General features: G+C 43.5%; 12 protein-coding genes. 6 read left to right on the top strand and 6 right to left on the bottom strand.

Annotation, left to right across the window (positions count from 1 at the left end):
* Positions 1 to 121: 121 nt before the first annotated feature.
* The 5 genes from pepN to A136_RS19185 all read right to left on the bottom strand — a co-directional run bounded on the left by pepN (position 122) and on the right by A136_RS19185 (position 7,177).
* Positions 122 to 2,728, bottom strand: a complete 2,607-nt coding sequence (gene pepN, locus A136_RS19205; protein ID WP_017063844.1) for an aminopeptidase N — start codon at positions 2,726 to 2,728, stop codon at positions 122 to 124.
* A gap of 218 nt (positions 2,729 to 2,946) precedes the next feature.
* The gene (locus A136_RS19200; protein ID WP_017059686.1) at positions 2,947 to 3,630 is read right to left on the bottom strand and encodes a hypothetical protein; all 684 of its coding nucleotides are present in this window, start codon (positions 3,628 to 3,630) and stop codon (positions 2,947 to 2,949) included.
* Between the two features lie 322 nt (positions 3,631 to 3,952).
* Positions 3,953 to 5,947 carry a carboxy terminal-processing peptidase gene (gene prc, locus A136_RS19195; protein ID WP_017063843.1) on the bottom strand — a complete coding sequence of 665 codons (1,995 nt, stop codon included), beginning with the start codon at positions 5,945 to 5,947 and terminating at the stop codon, positions 3,953 to 3,955.
* A gap of 17 nt (positions 5,948 to 5,964) precedes the next feature.
* Positions 5,965 to 6,588: an RNA chaperone ProQ gene (gene proQ, locus A136_RS19190; protein ID WP_017063842.1), complete on the bottom strand. Its 624-nt coding sequence runs from the start codon at positions 6,586 to 6,588 to the stop codon at positions 5,965 to 5,967.
* 97 nt (positions 6,589 to 6,685) lie between these two features.
* Complete coding sequence (locus A136_RS19185) at positions 6,686 to 7,177, bottom strand: GAF domain-containing protein (RefSeq protein ID WP_017063841.1); 492 nt, start codon at positions 7,175 to 7,177, stop codon at positions 6,686 to 6,688.
* A gap of 89 nt (positions 7,178 to 7,266) precedes the next feature.
* Between A136_RS19185 and A136_RS19180 the strand changes: the two genes are divergently transcribed.
* The 5 genes from A136_RS19180 to A136_RS19160 all read left to right on the top strand — a co-directional run bounded on the left by A136_RS19180 (position 7,267) and on the right by A136_RS19160 (position 16,189).
* A complete protein-coding gene (locus tag A136_RS19180) occupies positions 7,267 to 9,063 on the top strand; it encodes an ABC transporter ATP-binding protein (protein WP_017063840.1) in 1,797 nt (598 codons plus the stop codon).
* A 54-nt stretch (positions 9,064 to 9,117) separates the two neighbouring features.
* Positions 9,118 to 10,401, top strand: a complete 1,284-nt coding sequence (locus A136_RS19175) for a paraquat-inducible protein A (RefSeq protein ID WP_029235164.1) — start codon at positions 9,118 to 9,120, stop codon at positions 10,399 to 10,401.
* A complete protein-coding gene (locus A136_RS19170; protein ID WP_017063837.1) occupies positions 10,388 to 13,045 on the top strand; it encodes an MlaD family protein in 2,658 nt (885 codons plus the stop codon). The genes A136_RS19175 and A136_RS19170 overlap by 14 nt, the downstream gene beginning before the upstream one ends.
* Positions 13,046 to 13,194: 149 nt before the next feature.
* On the top strand, positions 13,195 to 14,616 hold the full coding sequence (gene rsmF / locus A136_RS19165; RefSeq protein ID WP_017063836.1) for a 16S rRNA (cytosine(1407)-C(5))-methyltransferase RsmF: 1,422 nt from the start codon (positions 13,195 to 13,197) through the stop codon (positions 14,614 to 14,616).
* Positions 14,617 to 14,995: 379 nt separating this feature from the next.
* Entirely contained in the window at positions 14,996 to 16,189 is a 1,194-nt protein-coding gene (locus A136_RS19160; protein WP_017063708.1) for an ISL3 family transposase, read from the top strand.
* 26 nt (positions 16,190 to 16,215) lie between these two features.
* Here the strand turns inward: A136_RS19160 and A136_RS19155 are convergent, their stop codons facing one another.
* Complete coding sequence (locus A136_RS19155; RefSeq protein WP_017063835.1) at positions 16,216 to 17,124, bottom strand: CvfB family protein; 909 nt, start codon at positions 17,122 to 17,124, stop codon at positions 16,216 to 16,218.
* A 28-nt stretch (positions 17,125 to 17,152) separates the two neighbouring features.
* On the opposite strand from A136_RS19155, the gene A136_RS19150 reads away from it, so the two are divergent.
* A complete protein-coding gene (locus A136_RS19150; RefSeq protein WP_017063834.1) occupies positions 17,153 to 18,508 on the top strand; it encodes a hypothetical protein in 1,356 nt (451 codons plus the stop codon).
* The last annotated feature ends 148 nt before the right edge of the window (positions 18,509 to 18,656 follow it).

The following is an 18,656-nucleotide window of genomic DNA, read 5'->3' as shown; positions in this document are numbered from 1 at the left end:
CGATGAACCAGAAACAAAAAATCAGTGGCAGATATTCTCTACCACTGATGACCTTTCGTTGTAGCAAACAGTTTATTAGTAAACCGCTTATTAGCAAACAGTTACCTGAATGCGCGCTGACTTAAGCCTCTAGTGCTTTCGTCACTTTCTCAAACAAGTCTTTTGCTAGGTTGTCCATGTTCTTTAACGTCTCTAGTTCTTTTTTGATCAGAGCTTGGCGTTCATCGTCGTACTTACGGAATTTAAGAAGTGGATCAATCAGACGTGAAGCCACTTGCGGGTTGCTGCTGTTCAGTTCACGTAAGATCTCGCCTGCAAATGCATAGCCTTGACCAGACTTGTCGTGGAATTGAACCGGGTTCATGTTTAAGAATGAACCGACCAAGTTACGGGTACGGTTCGGGTTCTTCAAACTGAACGCCTGGTGCGACATCGACGCTTTGATCACTTCAAGTGCGTTTGAACTTGGGTTTGTACCTTGCAATGCAAACCACTTATCCATAACAAGACCATCGTGTTTCCACTTGTCACTGTAATCCACCATCAAGGTTTCACGACATGGTAGTTGTGCACTGTTTGCCGCGCCCATTGCTGCCATCGTATCTGTCATGTTGTTTGCTTGCTGGTACATCGCAACAACCAAGTCATTACCCTGCTCTGTATGTGCTAAGTAACTTAGGCAAACTTTACGTAGAGTACGCTTACCAATCGAATCGTGATCGACCGTGTATTCTGTTAGTGCGTGGCTGTGATAAACCGCCGCTAACTCGTCTTCAAGTTCTGCAGCTAGTGTGACTTTCATTGAGTTAAGAACCGATGCGACCGCATCAATATCAACGCGCTCGTACCAACCCGATACTTCATTGTGGCTTGGTAGAGAAAGCATTTCTGCAATAAACGCAGGCTCTAGTGAATCACTCAGCAGTACGCCACGGAATGCATCAACAACAGAATCAGAAAGCTCAAACGCTTGACCCTGCTGAACTTTCTCCACGTTACTGCGGATGTACTTCGCTAATAGCATTTGACCCGCATCCCAACGAGAGAATTCATTGCGAGCATTCACCATCAAGAAGATCAGTTCTTCATCTGAGTAGTCATATTCCAATTTCACTGGCGCAGAAAATTCACGAAGTAATGATGGGATCGGTTGCTCAGAAACGTTTTCAAACACGAACGTTTGCTCTGCTTCTTTCACATCTAATACATTATGAACTGGCTTACCGTTACATTGTAACTCAACAACTTCACCCGCAGCTGTGTACAGCTCGATATCAAGAGGAATATGCAGAGCCTGCTTTTCCGTTTGCTCATGAGTTGGCGCTGTTACTTGGCGAGTTGTTAACGTGTACTGTTTCTTCTCTGCGTCGTACTTACTTTCAACAGACAGCGTCGGCGTACCAGATTGGCTGTACCATAAACGGAACTGAGATAGGTCGATGCCCGACGCATCTTCCATTGCCGCGACGAAGTCTTCACATGTTGCAGCCGTACCATCGTGACGTTCGAAGTAAAGCGTCATGCCTTTTTGGAAACCGTCTTCACCCAACAATGTGTGGATCATTCGGATCACTTCACTGCCCTTTTCGTACACAGTCAATGTGTAGAAGTTATTCATTTCTATCACTTTTTCTGGACGAATTGGGTGAGACATCGGACTTGCGTCTTCAGCGAATTGTGGCCCGCGAATAATACGAACATTGTTGATTCGGTTTACTGCGCGAGAGCCAAGATCAGATGAGAACTCTTGATCGCGGAATACGGTTAAGCCTTCTTTCAAGCTCAGCTGGAACCAATCGCGACACGTCACTCGGTTACCTGTCCAGTTGTGGAAATATTCATGGCCGATTACTGCTTCAATACCTAGGTAATCTGTATCCGTTGCAGTTTGGTCGTTTGCTAGAACGAACTTCGAATTGAATACGTTCAAGCCTTTGTTTTCCATCGCACCCATGTTGAAGAAATCAACGGCTACGATCATGTAGATGTCTAAGTCGTATTCAAGATTGAAACGTTCTTCGTCCCACTTCATTGAGTTAATCAAAGAAACCATCGCGTGGCTCGCACGGTCTAGATTGCCTTTATCAACAAAGATTTCTAGGTCAACTTTACGACCCGATTGTGTAGTGTATGCGTCACGAAGTACATCAAAGTCACCCGCTACTAAAGCAAACAAGTACGCTGGTTTTGGATGTGGGTCTTGCCACTTCACCCAATGACGACCGTTTTCACCTTCACCTTCATCTACACGGTTACCATTACTTAATAAGAATGGGTTCTCTGCTTTGTCTGCAATTACCGTTGTAGTGAATTTCGCCAACACATCTGGGCGATCCATGTAGTAAGTGATACGGCGGAAACCTTCAGCTTCACATTGAGTACAGAACGCGCCACCCGACTTGTACAAGCCTTCAAGTGCACTGTTCCCTTCAGGGTTAACTTCGGTAACGATGGTTAGAGTAAATTCTTTTGGAAGGTCATTCAGCGTAAGTTGAGTTTCAGACTGTTCATATTGAGTCCACTCTTTACCTTCTACCAAAACAGAAACCAACTTCAAGCCTTCACCATCAAGTACTAATGTCGTGCTGTCTTTCTCCTGCTTAACACTAGAAACAGCCGTAACAATGGATGCTGAGTCGTACAAATCGAAAGTAAGATCGATTTCAGAAATCGTGTGAGATGGTGATTGATAATCTTTACGATACTTGGCTTGAGGTGTATGTGCCATGACGGGTTCCTTTTGATCGTTATACGTAATTATTTTTTAACTGTATATATCTAAAGGTTGAGCGCCAATAAAACAAGGGGAATATTAAAAAAAGGAGGCATTGTAAGAAAATGCCTCCATGTTTTGCTATTTTATCAATCAAATCAGACAGGAACGCCTAAGAAATGAACTGTGCACAATATTATCAACGAGTACGCCGTTACTGCTAAAACTCACGATTATCGAATGCGATTGAGTACCGCAAACATATCTCCCTCTTCACCTTGCAGCGTTAACACATCGCTGTTCAGTGTATATCGAGTGCCGTGTTCACCGTTCTCATAAAGTAACACTAGTTGATCGCCTTCTGTGTAATACACCCCGCGACGAATGACTTCACCACCTTCTTCATCTGATACTCGGAACATGAATATAAAGTCCGGCTGAAGGACTAAATCCATTTTTTGAATGTTACTCGCACGTAGATCGCTTCCAGACAGTTGGGCACTGGACCAGATTCCCGCCAATGCATTTGGCAAGGCCTTGGTGAACATAACACCGTTAAGATTCAGCATGTTGTGATTACTGCTGTACGCGTAAACCTGAGGTTCTGAGGTATTCAAACCCAAAATAATCGTGTCTTCATTGGCGTTATACAAACCTTCCCAATGATCGACACTGTAGTCTTTCTTTTGGATATCGATAGTGAATGAGTAGTTTGAATCAAGAGTGAGCTTGATCGCTCTAAAGTTTTCAGTGCCTTGCTCAGGATCAGGATTCATCAAATACCAATCACCAAGCAGCAAAGGAAGGTCAAAATGAGATAGATTACTATCACTTTTTGATTGTTGGCTACTCGAAGCGACCTCGCTCCCAAAAGCCACAAAACTTAAACAAGATAAAAATAGTAGAATCCATTTCATAAGCGTCCCCTCGTTTTCTTTAAGCTTAGGCACGTAATGAATAGAAAGCGAAAAAATATGATCTAAGTCACTAAATTTTAAGTGCGAAGTAACTTAAATGTCATTATCACTCGAAAAATAATACTTAAGTTTAGTTATTTTTACAGTGTACTTCACAGCCGAAAATCAAATAACAGTGGTTCTGCAGCAAGTTAAAAAGCGAGGAAGCATGCCGTTAACATGACATTATTCGAGGCAAGAACACAGGTACAAAAAAAGCGAGCCTAAGCTCGCTTTTCAAATAGTACGTCTTTAAACAATCACCTTATAACAGGTATTTTGTTTATTTCTTGATCATATCCAGCATGATAGCAACTGATTCATCAAGATAAGCATCCGGGGCTTCGTAGTCTTTTGGAATATCATCCAACGTTTTAAATGCCTCTAACTTAGCGGCTTTTTGACGTTGGTTAATACGCTCTAGACGAAGCGCATCCGCATCATCACTCTCTTGTTGACGAACCTTTTCATTCAGAGAAAGGTCATTGTCGTCTTTATCTGCCTTATATTTTTCAATATCTTGCGCGATAAAGCCAAATTCCATGTCTGTTGCGATACGAGCTTCGTGTTTAGCCGTCAACGCTGCGATCTGCTCATCGTTACGCTGTAACACTGAGTACTTCGCTTTGTCGATGCTGTCCCAAGGAAGAGCGTTGTCTTCAACACTTTCACCAGTATCTGCAGGATCAATTGGCGTTGGGTAAGCAATATCAGGTACTACACCCTTGTTTTGCGTACTACCACCATTGATTCGGTAGAATTTTTGGATTGTGTATTGAACGTAGCCTAACTCTTTATCGAACAAATCATAAATATGATTCAAAGAGCGATGCTGTTGCACCGTACCTTTACCGAAAGAGTTTTCACCCAAGATAATTGCACGGCCATAATCTTGCATCGCTGCTGCAAAGATTTCAGACGCTGAAGCACTGTAGCGATTCACCAATACCGTTAACGGGCCTTGGTAACTGATTTGACCATCAGTATCGCTGTTCACTTTGACACGACCGTAGCTATCACGAACCTGAACAACAGGTCCTTCTTTGATAAACAAACCAGAGAGTTCAGTTGCTTCAGTCAGTGCACCACCACCGTTGTTTCGGAGGTCAACAATAATACCTTCAACACCTTGCTCTTTAAGCTCGGTGATCAGTTTATCGGTATCTTTAGAAAGGCCAACGTAGAAACTTGGTACTTCTAATACACCAATTTTCTTGCCGTCTTTCTCGATCACTTCTGATTTAACAGCGCGGTCTTCTAAACGAATCTTATCGCGAACAATTGTGACAACGTGACTTTTTGCATCTTTACCATCTGGCAAGATCTGTAGCTTAACTTTGGTCCCTTTAGGGCCTTTAATAAGTTGTACTACATCGTCTAAACGCCAGCCGATAACATCAACAATTTCTTCGCCATCTTGACCAACACCAACAATGCGGTCTCCATCACTCAATTGTTTGCTGTTTGACGCAGGGCCACCAGCAACTAAAGAGCGAATAACGGTGTAGTCGTCTGTCATCTGAAGCACAGCACCAATACCTTCTAGAGATAGGTTCATCTCAGATTGGAATTGTTCTGCATTTCTTGGAGAAAGGTAACTGGTGTGCGGATCAACTTCACGCGCAAATGCGTTCATGTAGATCTGGAAAGCATCTTCATTATGCGATTGCGTAATACGCTTCATCGCATTGTTGTAACGCTTTTCCAAAACTTCTTGAATCTCTGGCCACTCTTTACCAGTAAGTTTTAGATTCAACGCATCATATTTAACGCGTTTTCTCCAAAGCTCATTCACTTCAGCGATATCTTTTGGCCACTCAGCTTCACTACGATTGAGCTCAATACTTTCATCGGTATCAAACTTAATCTCTGTATCTAGCAAAGACAATGCATATTGAAAACGTTCAAAACGCTTCTGCATAGACAGATTATAAACATCGAATGCAATCTGGTTATTGCCCGATTTCAGCTGATCATCAATTTGTTTAGATGACGCAGAGAAAGAGTCAATATCAGCTTGAGTGAAGATATTACGATTATAATCCAGCATCTCTAAGTAACGATTAAAGATAGCTTGAGAGAAATCATCGTTAAGATTGAAGTGTTTATAGTGAGAACGAGTAAATCGAGAAGTAACACGTTTACTAGCAGTTTCGTGTTGGACCCCAGGAGCGAGTAGAGGTAAATCGTCCTGATCTAATTTGGCTTCAAGAGCCTGAGCTGAAGCTGCTAGCCAAAAGCTAGCAGCAATCAGTGTCAATTTTGAACGGCATTTCATGCGTAGGAGTATCTCCTTTAAGCGCGCAAGTGCTCCGCTTTAACAACCATTTGTAGGCCGTTTGCTAACTGAACACGCACATCTTCCTTATTGATTTCAACAATGGTCGCAGCCATGTTTCCTTTACCCATGTTCACATTTACTTCTTTGCCAGCGATGAATTCGTCAGCATTCAAAGCGCGTGTTTCTACAGGCTTTTCTACTTTTGGTGCTTTAGGCGCTTCACGACGAGGCTGTTGAGCTTTCTTCGCCTTAGGTTTCGCTTTGCCTTCTTCACGAGCTTTTTGTGCTTGTTCTTTACGACGAGCCTGAACTTTCGCTTTGCTTTCTGCAAGTGTAGCTTTAGCGTGTTCAACGTGCTCTTCTTCTAGTGTGCCACACGCGTTGCCGTCTAGGTCAACACGTTCTGCGCCAGCTTTTACGCCGTGCAGGTAACGCCATGATGATGTGTACTGTCTTAACGCTGCACGAAGCTGAGTCTTACTTACTTTTTCGTCTTCATTTAGACGTTCAGCAAGATCTTGAAAAATACCAATTTTAAGTGGCTTCGCTTCACCTTCTAGAGTAAAGCATTTAGGGAAACATTCAGCAATATATGCGATAACTTCTTTGCTGTTTTTTAACTTTTCAGTGTTTTCCATGTGGGTTCCTGGTTTTTGCGGTTTTCCGCGAGCATTAAGAAAATATTTTTACGTATTATAGAGAGATGCTTGGGAAAAACCACAGTAAGAGAATAATTTATGCCTTGTTCGCGTGCGAATTAAGCAGCTTTTCCACTTCTGCCATGAAAAATGTCAATCCGTCCTCGTCAATTTGAGAAAAACGGCCAACATTTGGGCTATCGATATCAAGAACACCCGCTATTTTTCCGCCAATCGAGAACGGAATAACGATTTCTGAGTTACTTGCAGCGTCACAAGCGATGTGACCTTCGAACTCATGAACATCATGAATGCGCTGAACTGTATTCGACGCAACCGCAGTTCCACACACTCCACGCCCTACCGGAATTCGCACACAAGCAGGTTGACCTTGGAAAGGACCCAGTACAAGTTCGTCTTTTTCCTTAGCTTGGTCCTGCTTCATTAAATAGAAACCCGCCCAATTCAAGTCATCCAATTCCATGAATAATAATGAACTGATATTAGCAAGATTAGCAGTTAGATCGGTTTCTGATTCAATTAATGCAACGGCTTGTTTGGTTAAGCGTTGGTAATGTTCTATTTTCATATTAACTTCCAATTAAATTGAGACTTCCATTATCAAGAGAACGCAGTAGAATGCGGCCATCAAACTAAATAGGACTTATTCTCATTACAATGAACAATTCAGAAGACACTATTAGCCGTTCTTGGTTAATAACTCAAGTAAAAAAACACAAGTCCAAATTACTGTTTGCTAACATTATTGCCATATTTGCAACTCTCATTAGTGTCCCTATCCCGTTGCTCATGCCATTAATGGTTGATGAAGTATTACTCGATAAGCCCGCTTCAGGCTTAGAGATGATGAACCACCTACTTCCATCTTCATTACAAACACCGACTGGCTATATAGCACTAACTTTGTTGTTAGTGATTATCATGCGCTCCGTTAGCCAAGCGTTGAACATTCTGCAAGGGCGTCAGTTTACGCTTGTGTCCAAAACAATTACCTATCAAATGCGCAGCAAGATGATAGATAAGCTTGGTCGCATTAGCATTAGACAATACGAAACCAAAGGCAGTGGCGGTATTAATGCTCACCTAATAACAGACATAGAGACAATAGATAAGTTCATTGGCTCGACTCTTTCTAAATTTATCATCAGCTTCCTGACCGTGTTCGGGACAGCGATCGTGCTGTTGTGGTTAGAGTGGCGTTTAGGATTGTTCATTCTACTGGTCAATCCTGTTGTTATTTATTTCTCTCGTAAACTAGGCAGCAAGGTTAAGCACCTTAAAAAGTACGAGAACCAATCTTTCGAACGTTTTCAGAATCGCTTGGTGGAAACCTTAGATGGTATTTACCAACTGCGTGCAGCGAATAAAGAACGCATTTTTCTCGATGAGCTTAAGATTCAAGCAAACCAAGTAAGAATCGATGCCGGCAAATACGCTTGGCAATCTGAAGCTGCTGGCCGCGTTTCGTTTCTCCTCTTCTTGTTGGGTTTCGAGCTTTTCCGCGCTGTCGCTATGCTAATGGTTCTATTCAGTGACTTAACCATTGGTCAGATTTTTGCGGTATTTGGTTACTTATGGTTCATGTTGGGCCCGGTTCAAGAGCTGCTAGGGATTCAATTCTCTTGGTATAGTGCAAAAGCGGCACTGCAACGCATCAACGATCTACTTCAATTAGAAGAAGAGAAGCGCCCGATTAGCAAAGTAAACCCGTTTTATGAAGATCAAGAAGTGACAGTCGACATCGAAGACGTTACATTCTCTTACACATTAGAAAACACTGTTTTAAATAGGCTATCACTACACATCCCTGCAGGTAAGAAAGTCGCTTTGGTGGGTGCGAGTGGTGGTGGTAAATCTACCTTAATCCAGTTGCTAATTGGGGTTTACCAAGCGGACTCAGGTTGCATTCGCTATAACGGTGAAACAACCGACGACATCAGCTTTGATGTAATACGTAATCAAATTGCCGTTGTTTTACAACAACCTATACTCTTTAACGATACATTGAGGCATAATCTGACCCTTGGTGCTGAATACGATGAAATGTCGTTGTGGCGTGCGCTTGAAGTCTCTCAAATGCAAGATGTCATCAAGCAACTCAGCAATGGCTTAGATACACAGATTGGTAGGAATGGCGTCCGACTGTCTGGCGGTCAACGACAACGCTTAGCAATAGCTCGTATGGTGCTGAGCAATCCTAAGTTTGTTATTCTTGATGAAGCGACATCTGCACTCGATACAGCAACAGAGTCAGCACTGCATAAAGCGTTGAGCGAGTTTTTGAAAGATCGCACAACTTTGATAGTGGCTCATCGATTATCAGCGGTGAAACAGGCCGATCTAATCTATGTTTTAGAAGATGGGCAAGTAACACAAACGGGAACACATGGTGAATTGGTTGAACAACAAGGACTTTATCAAACACTCTACGGCAGTGTGCAATCGCACGCCTGATGTTTGTAGTCCTAAGCATTTAAGTCGGGCATCGAGCCTAACTGACGTTTCAACTTGGGAGGTCGCGTGACCTCCCCATTCCCCACCAACCCTTTATCAACTCAGCATCAATGCGATAGTAGCTCAGTGCGCCTTTGTCAGGGCTGCGAACTCCCCGTTGATAAAATGGACATCCCTTTAGGGAAATCCGCTTACTGCCCAAGGTGTGGCACTCAGCTTTATAGAGGAGGCACCCCTAGCCTGTCTGGAAACCTAGCAATCGCTGTCACTTGTTTATTGCTATTTATCCCATCGCACTTTTTCGAATTCATCAGTATTCGCTTGATTGGTGTCATGATACCCGCGACTTTACCATCCGGCGTCTTTACCTTAATGGGCGAAGGTTTCCCTTTGCTTGGTTTGCTGATTCTGTTCTGCAGTTCGATCGCTCCGTTGCTTGTATGTAGCTCGGTACTCATTACCCATTTATCATTGCGATTCAAATTTTTTACACCATTTAGGTATGCGTTAGCCATCATCCAGACATTAAAACATTGGATGATGTTGGATGTGTTTCTGGTAAGTTTGGCGGTCTCATGTTTCAAACTGCAAGATTACTCAGATATTTTTGTCGGCCCTGGATTGGTTGGCCTCATTCTTCTGCAGCTTTTCAGTGTATTGTTGGTAAGCCGCATCAGCGTGCGTCGCTACTGGGAAGCTTGGACAAAAGAATCTGACTACTCATTTACTGAAAGTAAGAACGTACACTGTCACAACTGCCACCTATCTCAACCGGATGGGCATACTTGCGTGCGTTGTCACCATGACTTATACCACCGCAAGCCCTACTCTATACAGAAGACATGGGCACTGTTGTTTGCCGCATCAGTGGCTATTGTGCCAGCCAACGTCATTCCGATTTCTATCCTTATCACCAACGGACAAAGGCTAGAAGACACAATAATTTCCGGTGTCGCGTCGCTAATAAATAGCGATATGTATGGCATTGCAGCGATCATTTTCATTGCCAGTATCGTCGTTCCCGTCGCGAAAATACTGGGCCTCGCGTACATCTTAATCTGTATCAAGATGAAGCGTACGATTTACCACAGACAACGTATGACCATCTATTTCATCGTGAAATGGGTGGGAAAATGGTCGGTTATGGATCTATTCGTTATTTCGATCATGATGACCTTGGTCGACCGCGGACAAATTTTAAACTTTACACCAGGTTATGGTGCAGTCGCTTTTGGCGTCGTGGTTGTTCTCACGATGCTAGCAGCGGAAAGCTTAGATCCTAGGCTAATTTGGGATAACTACACCTCTAAAGATGAGTCAGTGAATGAACAACGATAACCAATCACAAACGTCATATTCACCAGAAGTAAGGAAAAACAAAGGCATCTCACCTTTGTGGATTCTGCCGATATTAACCGTCGCATTAGCCGGTTGGTTGGTCATGAAATCGATCCACGATGCAGGCCAACGTGTTCAGATATACTTTTCAGATGCCGCAGGTTTAGTCGCAGGTCGAACAACGATTCGTTACCAAGGCTTAGAGGTGGGTATGGTGCGCGACATCACCTTATCCAAAGATCTATCGAGCATCTATGTCGATGCTGACATCTACCCAGAAGCGAAGAAACTACTATCAAAAGGCACACGTTTTTGGCTCGTAAAGCCAACGGCCAGTTTGTCTGGTATCTCTGGGTTAGATGCACTTGTTTCAGGTAACTATATCGCTATACACCCTAGCGAAACTAAAGAAGAGCCAGAAACCGTTTTTCAGGCTTTAGAGTCGTCTCCTTCTGATTTGCTGGCTTCTGAAGGTTTGAATATTTCACTGACGACCAAAGATCTGGGTGGTGTGTCTGTTGGCTCTCAAATCGTTTATCGTAAAATCCCAATTGGTGAGGTTTACAACTACCAGTTAAACGACAACGCGAAATCCGTTACGATTCAAGCGTCGATTAAAGATGAATACAGCCATATCATTACCGACCAAAGCCGTTTTTGGAATGTCAGTGGCTTAGGTGCCAGTATTGGCTTTTCTGGTGTTGATGTTCGCTTAGAGAGCCTAAGTGCATTGCTTGGCGGTTCAATTGCGGTCGACTCTCCAGGAGAAGGCCAACCGGTTGAGATGAATACTAAGTTCAAACTCTACCCAGATCTGAAAACAGCGGGTCGAGGTATCTCTATCAAGATTGCCGTTCCCGATGATAATAAAATCAGTGCAACGGGTGCTCCGATCATGTATCGCGGCATTGAAATCGGTCAAATCACTGATTTATCGCTAAGTGAAGGGCGTGAAAACGTCGTTGCATCTGCCGCTATCCAACCGGCATTCAGTGACTTTTTAAACAGCGGCAGTAAATTCGTTCTAGAAGAGGCTGAACTGTCGCTTACTGGCATGAAAAACATCGCCAATTTAGTGACAGGTAACTTTTTAACCTTGGTACCGGGTGAAGGTGAAAAGGCGCGTCGATTTACTGCAATCCGCAAAAATGAATTCAGTCAGGAACAAGAGAAATCCGTTGCGATTCGCTTAACGTCGAACAATTCGTTCGGGTTAGATGTCGGTACACAACTTCTCTACAAAGGCATTGCCGTTGGCTCTATCATCCATGTGGGATTAGTTGATGGTGTTGGTACGGGCTCTGATAAACACGAAGTCTTCATGGATGCACTTATCGATAATGAGTACGCGCACCTTATCAAAAGCCACAACCGTTTCTTTGTGACAGGTAGTGCGACTGCAGAGCTAACCGAATCAGGCTTGAGTGTTACGGTCCCACCAGCAAAACAGCTTCTTACCGGCTCGATTAGCTTTGTGAGTGAAGGTAAATCTGAAGCTCGAACGGACTACCAACTTTTCCAAAGTAAGTCGTTAGCAGAAATTGCTAAGTTTAATCAGTCTGGTTCAAAGACACTTTCTTTGTTTGCCAGTGAGTTACCTTCAATTTCTAAAGGCAGTCCACTCCTCTACCGCAACCTACAAGTGGGTAGTATTTCTGATTTTCAGCTTGCCGACGGTGGCGTAAGAATCAAAGTCACAATCGAAAATCGTTACACGCACTTACTCAACAAGCACACTGTTTTCTGGAACCGATCAGGCGTTGAGGTTGATGCGTCGCTATCGGGTATCAGCATTAAAGCGGCACCAGTTAAAACCCTTATCCAAGGCGGTATTGCTTTTGACTCTCTGCCGGGAATCGACAACAAACTTGGTGACGTGTGGAAGCTTTACAAAGATTCAAAATCTGCTCGAAAATTTGGCCGCGCGATTACTATCACCTCTTCTGGCGATCAAGAAGTCAACAAGGGCATGGCGATCAAATATCAAGGTGTCACTGTTGGTGAGGTTACTTTGGTGATTCCGAACTTCAACAAGGGCGGCATTGAAATTACTGCGCGTATTTTACCTGAGTACGTCGACAAGATTGCCGTGACGAACAGTCACTTCTGGTTGGCAGAACCTGAGATTGGCCTTAATGGCATCAAAAACGTCTCTGCGCTGCTCTCTAAACACATCAACGTAGACCCGGGCAAAGGTGAAAGAAACACGAAATTTGAGCTTAGCAAAGGACCTGTGCAGCCTGAAGGCAAGATATTCCAACTGCAAAGCGAAACGCGCGGCTCAGTATCTGAAGGTACACCTATCCTATTCCGTGAACTAGAAATTGGCAGTGTTATAGATGTTCAGCTGGGCGAGTTTGCTGATCGCATCATATCTACGATTCAAATAGAACCTGACTACGCGTATCTAATCCGCGCAAACACCGTGTTCTGGAACGTGTCGGGCGTCGATGTCTCTATCGGCCTGTCAGGCGCAAACATCAAAGCCGGAACGGTAGACAGCTTGTTAAGAGGTGGTATTACATTCTCAACGCCACCGACAAATGAACTTCAACCAGTAGCAAGCGAAGATCAGTCTTTCTACCTCTATCCTCAAGCCGAAGATGAGTGGAAATCATGGAGAACCGCAATTCCTCGTCCATAGAGTGAACTCTCTGACGTTTCTGGATGATTAATTCTTCATCAAAATGCAGCCATTAGGCTGCATTTTTGTTGTTTGCTGCAAATATGGTTTAGGACGGCCTCATTTTGCTTTAAACTCCCCGCATTAATGCAATAAATCGAGATACTCTTTTGCACGCTAACGTATATATTCCTGAAGAATTCCTAACGCACATCGAAGCAATCATGCCTAGTCATCTAGATATGGCTTCTTTTGTTGCGTCATGCCAAAAACCACTTCGTAAAAGTATTCGAATCAACACATTGAAAATCAGTGTTGAAGACTTCCTAGTACGAGCAAAAGAGAAAGGCTGGGAACTGGAACCTGTACCTTGGTGTGAAACGGGCTTTTGGATTACAGCGGACGAAAGTGAAGCGCCACTAGGTAATACGGCAGAACACATGTCTGGTCTTTTCTACATCCAAGAAGCCAGCTCGATGATGCCACCCTCGGCACTTTTCCAAGGCGAAGCTGATTACCAAGCGGTGCTAGACACTGCGGCTGCACCCGGCTCTAAAACAACGCAAATCGCTGCGCTAATGAATAATCGCGGTGTATTGGTTGCCAATGAGTATGCAGCAAGCCGTGTGAAAGTCCTTCACGCTAACATCGAACGTTGTGGCGTTCGTAATGCCGCTCTAAGTAACTTTGACGGTCGAGTTTTTGGTGGTTGGTTACCAGAACAGTTTGATGCTGTGTTGCTAGACGCACCCTGCTCTGGCGAAGGTACCATTCGTAAAGACGCCGATGCGATGAAGAACTGGACGTATCAATCTGTGGTCGATATTGCCGACACGCAAAAAGATCTGATTGAAAGTGCATTCCATGCTCTTAAACCTAATGGTGTTTTGGTTTACTCAACGTGTACGCTTAGCACCGAAGAGAACCAACAAGTGTGTCATCACTTAAAAGAAACCTTTGGTGATGCGGTTGAATTTGAATCTCTTGAATCACTATTCGACAACGCAAAAGCAACCACGACAGAAGAAGGCTTTCTTCACATCTTCCCACAGGTCTATGACTCTGAAGGTTTCTTTGTTGCACGTATCCGTAAACTAGCGTCTGTTACTCCACCAGAAGTTAAAAAACGTATGGGTAAATTCCCATTTGAAAAAGCATCAAAGAAAACTCAGCAAGAAGTCGCTGAACAACTAATGAGTACTCTCGATATCGAATTGCCAAGCGATACTCAGGTTTGGATTCGCGACAAAGACGTTTGGCTATTCCCAGAAGCGCTAGAGCCGATGATCGGTGAGTTCCGTTTTTCTCGCATGGGAATCAAGATCGCTGAAACCCATAAAAAAGGTTACCGCTGGCAGCACCAAGTAGCGACAACGCTCGCAACAGGTAATGAAGCTAATGTTGTAGAGCTTAGTATTGAAGATGCTCGTGAATGGTTCATGGGCCGCGATGTTCGCCCTGAAAACTTGTCAGGAAAAGGTGAAGTACTAGTGAAGTACAATGGTGCAATCATCGGCCTTGGTAAGTGGGTTGGCAACCGAGTGAAGAACGGTTTACCACGCGAACTCGTGCGCGATAAGAACCTTTTCTAAAAGCGTTCGCACTGAATACACCTTAATAAACAAAAAGCCCAAACAACGTTAATTGTTTGGGCTTTTTCTATTCTATCGGCCATATAAGTCAGTGTGCGAGCGCTTGTAAATCAACAGCTAATTATATAAATATCAATTCAAGTCACTATTTCCAAAAAGAAAAATTGCACTTTAGAGAATCTAAACTAGACTTCAATCTAACAGTCAAAAGATTAAAACGATTAGCGTAGGCTCTTCGGAGCCCTTTCCCCTAAGCCCAAACAGGAAGGTTTGGGCTTTTTTTTGGTTCATCGCGGATTAGCGGGAACTAAAAACAAAAACGGTAGTAAGTGATATGGTTTAGTCGCCAAACAAAAATCATACACAAACTACCGTTTTCATGCCGAATCATACTTTCCTATCTTCATTCTGGGAAGGCTTTCAAATAGTAAAGTCTCACCAGACAGCATCACTTATTACCCTGACTCTTAAACCTAACTCTGAGGCTAAGTGCCTTTGTGGTCTTGAAGCCGAAGCTATCCACGAGTATCAATGGCGTCATGTGAAAGAAGCCATGTTGCTCGGTGTTCCTGTTGAACTTTCCGTTCAAACACGAAGAATTAAGTGTCGTGACTGCGGCATCAAAACAGAGTCTCTATCTTGGTTAGAGCCTTATGCTCGTATAACGAAGCGCCTAAAAAGTTATATAGAACAACTGCTGCCTCTTCTTCCCATTAAGCATATCTCCCAGTTAACGAGCGTACATTGGCACACCATTAAAGAGATAGATAAACGCCGACTTCGACAAGTGGTGCCGTCAGTGAAATGGGAAGAGCTAAGGCAACTCGTCATGGACGAGTTCGCTATCTTTAAAGGGCATAGGTATGCCACGGTCATTGCTGACGCTAAGACTCATCAAGTCATTTGGATAGGGTTAGGCCGTAGCCGCAAGGACATACGACCGTTCTTCGAGCTGTTAGGCAAGCATGGCAATAATATCGAAGCGGTCGCGATGGACATGAATACGGCTTTTGACCTTGAAGTTCAAGCGCACTGCCCGAACGCAAAAATCGTTTACGACTTATTCCATGTTGTTGCTAAGTTCGGTCGTGAGGTAATGGATAGAGTCAGAGTCGACCAAGCCAACAAACTCAAGCAAGATAAAAAAGCGAGGCAATGGGTCAAGCGCTCACGCTGGGTGTTGTTGAAAAATAGAGGCAACTTAAATCCACGGCAAGACAGCTATCTTACAGAAATATTGAATATCAATAAGGACTTAATGACCACTTATATACTCGGGGCACAACTCAAAGAGCTTTGGTATTGTGAATCAGAAGCACATGCTAAAGGGCTCTGGGAGGCTTGGTGGGCACAAGTACAAGAGAGTGGAATTAAGCCATTGAAAGAGTTCGCACGAAAACTGAGTCCTTATCTTCACGGTATTATCGCATCGGCAAGTTATCCGCTAAACACCTGCACCCTAGAAGGGATAAACAACAAGATAAAGCTAATCAAGCGAATGGGGTATGGGTATCGAGATACCGACTACTTCTTCTTGAAGATAAAAGCGGCTTTCCCCGGAAAGCCGCGATGAACCTTTTTTTTGACCGAAAGGACCGCTTACTTAACTAAGCTGATACCTTCTTTGTCGATAGTGATCTTGCCAGATTTGTATAGACCACCAATTGTCTTCTTGAACGTACCTTTGCTGGTTCTGAATGCAGAGAAAATAACTTCAGGAGAAGACTTATCATTCAAAGGCAGGTAACCGCCTTTCTTCTCAAGCAGGTCAAGAACCTTAGTGCTTAAGTCATCCATCTTAGCCACACCAACCTTCTGAAGAGACAAATCAATCTTACCGTCTTCTTCACGAACGTTTTTAATGTAGCCTTTTAGTGTTTTACCAATGAACAGCTTACCGATGATGTCAGATGGGAAAATCATACCCCAGTGTTCACCGTTCACGATCGCTTTGTAACCTAACTGGCTGCGCTCAGCGATAATGAGATCGACTTGCTCATTTTGCTTATAAGTCGCAGGCGTGTTGTCTAACCATTTGTTGAACTTCGTTGTACCAACGATACGGCTCGATGCTTTATCGATATACACATATACTAAGATTGACTGACCTTCGTTTAAACGGCCACGCTGCTCGCTGAAAGGAACAAGAAGGTCTTTACCTTTCACGCCCCAGCTCATGAATGCACCAGTGCTGTTAACACCTCCAACCGTCATCAAACCAAACTGGCCTACTTGAGCTATTGGTTTTTCAGTCGTTGCAGCGATCTGGTTGTCAGAATCTATGTATAAGAAAACATCTAGCTTTTGACCAATTTCAACACCTTCAGGAGTAAATCGTTTCGGCAGCAACACGGTTCCATAGTCGCTCGCGTCAAGGAATACACCGAAGTCTGCTTGTTTTACTACTTCTAAGTTGTTTATTTGACCAATATTAATCATCAAGGTTGTCTCTACTTTAAATTTGGCGGAGATTATACGTGATCTCTGATATGCTTTCGCTAGTTTCATTCATATTTTTACATTCTAGGAGACATCGTTGATCACCGTTGATAAACAAGATGCGATAACACTTAAAATTAACCATGCCATGGCTAAGACCAAAAAGCTCGACATGGACGTTTATCTATTCATTCCCGGTGAACTTGGACTGACTCCTGAAGTGCTTTCTGAAAGTGCCTTTTTCTACAGCTCAATCACTCAAAAACGTGCCTACTATAGTGACAAAACACTTTTACCTTTGGTACACAGTCGCTTGGCAAAACGTGGACGCTTATCTACAACACAGTATCGTGTCAGTTTGAGTCTGTTTGCCTACCAATATGTTATCGCGTTAGATAAAGCAGTCAGCAGCTTAAATAAAACTGATAGTGACGACGTAACGGCTGATGAAGTAGATGAAGTCATTGAATTGGCTTTAGATATCTTGAAGAAGCTACGCCGAAGCATCCCTTACGAAGAAAATCTCAAGCGCTACTACGCTAATATCGATAACTACCTATCTTGGTATACCGAGCAAAAGTTCCTATCGCTCGTTTCACACATGCCACGAGGTAGTGAGTATTCAACGATTAAAGAACGACTCTTAACGCTTTGTGATAAAGAGACCGCGCACCGTAAACTGAACCGCTACAACTCAGCAAGAGTTCGAGAGGACGTTACCCGCTTGAGTAACAAGATGCGTTTGCTGCGTCGTTTGATTGAACACCCTATCGTGCTTAAAGAAAAGACAACGTCGATGGGTAAGAACGTTAAGCGTGCCGTGAAAGGCATCGCGACCGGTTTGGTGATGGTTGTCGTGACCACTACTGTGATCTTGGCTCGTGACTTTCTTGGTGAGATTACCGCCTCTTTCATCGTGGCAATGTCTTTCATTTACGCACTGCGTGAGATCTTTAAAGATGACTTGAGAGACATCCTTTGGCGCTGGCTGCGTAAAGGCAAGCCAAAATGGAAGCGTCGTTACTATGATCCAACGACCAACAAGTCAGTAGGCCATAAACTGGAATGGTTGGACTACGCAAATTTTTCTAAGCTTGCAGATCGCATTCAGTCGATCCGTAAAAAGCGTGTGGTACAACGTGAAGAGCAAATCTTGCATTACCGCTCTCATACTGAGATGTCGACATCGACCTTTATGAGTGGTTATGAGGAGACTCGTGAAACGTTATCGATCAGCCTAAGAGCGCTGACACGGTTGATGGATAAAGGCTCAAACAAGATCTACCGCTTGAATGAAGGACAAGTGAGCCGCGAATCAGTAGAAAAGCGTCATCTTCTCAACCTGATCATTAAAGAGAACAACCATGATAACGAACCAACCTACTACCGTTGGAAGATCGTTATGAACCGTTCAAAAATAGTTGATATTGAGCAGATCACTCAAGAGTCATAGAGCCGTTATAAAGTTCTCTATAACGGTATGTGGAAACCATTCACATACCGTTGTTTTATCTCTTCAACGTTACCCATGACTTCTAAACCAAAATCTATTATTTAATCGCTATTTTCTTGAAGGGACTTTCTTAATTGAAAGCGTAAGC

It is taken from the genome of Vibrio crassostreae 9ZC13, assembly GCF_000272045.2.
Lineage (GTDB): Bacteria > Pseudomonadota > Gammaproteobacteria > Enterobacterales > Vibrionaceae > Vibrio > Vibrio crassostreae_C.
This window is presented reverse-complemented; position numbering and strand designations above follow the sequence as displayed.

Excerpts from the sequence above, each read along its gene's own strand:
- A136_RS19185 (WP_017063841.1), bottom strand. The coding sequence starts at position 7,177 with ATGAAAATAGAACATTACCAACGCTTAACCAAACAAGCCGTTGCATTA.
- A136_RS19200 (WP_017059686.1), bottom strand. The coding sequence starts at position 3,630 with ATGAAATGGATTCTACTATTTTTATCTTGTTTAAGTTTTGTGGCTTTT.
- pepN (WP_017063844.1), bottom strand. The coding sequence starts at position 2,728 with ATGGCACATACACCTCAAGCCAAGTATCGTAAAGATTATCAATCACCA.
- A136_RS19160 (WP_017063708.1), top strand. The coding sequence starts at position 14,996 with ATGCCGAATCATACTTTCCTATCTTCATTCTGGGAAGGCTTTCAAATA.
- proQ (WP_017063842.1), bottom strand. The coding sequence starts at position 6,588 with ATGGAAAACACTGAAAAGTTAAAAAACAGCAAAGAAGTTATCGCATAT.
- A136_RS19180 (WP_017063840.1), top strand. The coding sequence starts at position 7,267 with ATGAACAATTCAGAAGACACTATTAGCCGTTCTTGGTTAATAACTCAA.
- prc (WP_017063843.1), bottom strand. The coding sequence starts at position 5,947 with ATGAAATGCCGTTCAAAATTGACACTGATTGCTGCTAGCTTTTGGCTA.
- A136_RS19155 (WP_017063835.1), bottom strand. The coding sequence starts at position 17,124 with ATGAAACTAGCGAAAGCATATCAGAGATCACGTATAATCTCCGCCAAA.
- A136_RS19170 (WP_017063837.1), top strand. The coding sequence starts at position 10,388 with ATGAACAACGATAACCAATCACAAACGTCATATTCACCAGAAGTAAGG.